1 protein-coding gene is annotated in these 1,589 nt (G+C 72.2%); it reads left to right on the forward strand.

Annotated elements, in window-relative coordinates; genetic code table 11:
• Positions 1-169 precede the first annotated feature (169 nt).
• Positions 170-1,123: a cupin domain-containing protein gene (locus ACWF94_RS40255; RefSeq protein ID WP_453500224.1), complete on the forward strand. Its 954-nt coding sequence runs from the start codon at positions 170-172 to the stop codon at positions 1,121-1,123.
• Positions 1,124-1,589: the final 466 nt, after the last annotated feature.

The raw sequence follows: 1,589 nt of genomic DNA on the forward strand, positions 1-1,589 counted from the left end.
GGCATGGGGTGCTCCTTGGTAATCGTTCGACAGCGCCGGGCGCGGTCTCGCGCCCGGCCTTCACCGTACGAAGGACGCACTGCTCATATCGATGCCCGATCGGCTCAGGTTTTTGTCCGTCTGTGTCATGGGTGTGGCCCGGCCGCTCGAATCGGCCTACGTTCACGGCATGGATGTATTGGCCGATGCCCTTGCCGTGGCCGGAGTGAGCGGCACCGTGGCGGTCCAGCTCGACGGCGGTCAGGGCTGGGGCGTGTCATGGGCGCAGAACGCCGACGCGGTGCTGTACGCGGTCGCCGCGGGCAGCGCCTGGCTCACGCTGACAGCCCCCGACGAGGACACCGCGCCGGTCGAACTGCTGCCCGGAGATGTCGTACTGCTGCCCACGGGCGCCGCGCACAGCATCGCCAGCGACCCTCACCGCACGCCGAAGCCCTGCGATGTCGCGCTGGCCGCCGAACTGCGGCGGACCGGAGCCGCGCTGCGGGTCGGCTCCGGCGAACCCCACACCCATCTGCTGGGAGCCTCCTACCGGCACGATCACGTGGTGTCGCGGCATGTCTTCACCCTGCTCCCGCCGGTCGTGCACATCCGGGGCGACCGGGCGAACACCGCACTGGGCGGTACCGTCCGCCTGCTCGCCCAGGAGACGTCGGACCCCCGGCTCGCCACCTCGGTCGTACTGGACCGGCTGGTCGACGTCGTCCTCATCCAGCTTCTGCGGTGCTGGCTGAGCACCTACCCCGACCTCATGCGGGGTTCCTGGCTCGGTGCCCTCGCCGATCCCCTGGTCTCCGACGCGATGACCCGCATGCACCAGCAGCCGGACCAGCCCTGGGCCACCGAGACGCTCGCCCGTGCCCTCGCGGTGTCCCGCTCCACCCTCACCCGGCGCTTCCAGGACGCCACCGGGCAGTCCCCGGGCGCGTACCTGACCCAGTGGCGCATGGACCTCGCCGCCCGCCGGCTCCGCGACAGCGACGCCAGTGTCGAGAGCATCGCCCGGTCCGTCGGATACACCTCCGTCTACGCCTTCAACCGGGCGTTCAGCCGCGCCAGATCCCTGCCGCCCGCGCGCTTCCGGCACGAGTCCCGTCGTACGGCGGCGACTGCCGGGAGCTGAAACCGCCTCCCGCCCACCGCCCCGACCCCGGCCGCTCTTGCCGGGGCCCGGCCCCTCCGCCCGGCCCGAGGTGCGCCCGAGGGCGGACAAGTTGATGCCGCCCGATGCCCTGACGTGGTTGAGGTGAGCCTCCGCCCAGGCTCGCGGGCAGCGCCCCGGCCCGCGCTCACAGGCAGCGCCCGGCCCGCGCGATCGTTGCCCCGGATCTTGTCGCCGACACGGAGCGGACCGCTGTACTCGTCGTACTCGTCGTACTCGTCGGGGTGGCGGCAGGGCCGGCATCCGTGCCAGGGCCGCCGGTTCACGGCCGGCCGCACCCGCTCCGGAGCCATCGGGCAACCCGTGACATTCTCGATGGCCGCTTGTCGCCGAGGGTTTCGGAGACCTCGCCGAGTCGGCGGACCGTCGAGCGCGGGCACTGCCGCCTTCGTAGCACCGTGACCAGGGAAACCCACCCGTACCGCTC

Source organism: Streptomyces sp. NPDC055078, from assembly GCF_053607985.1.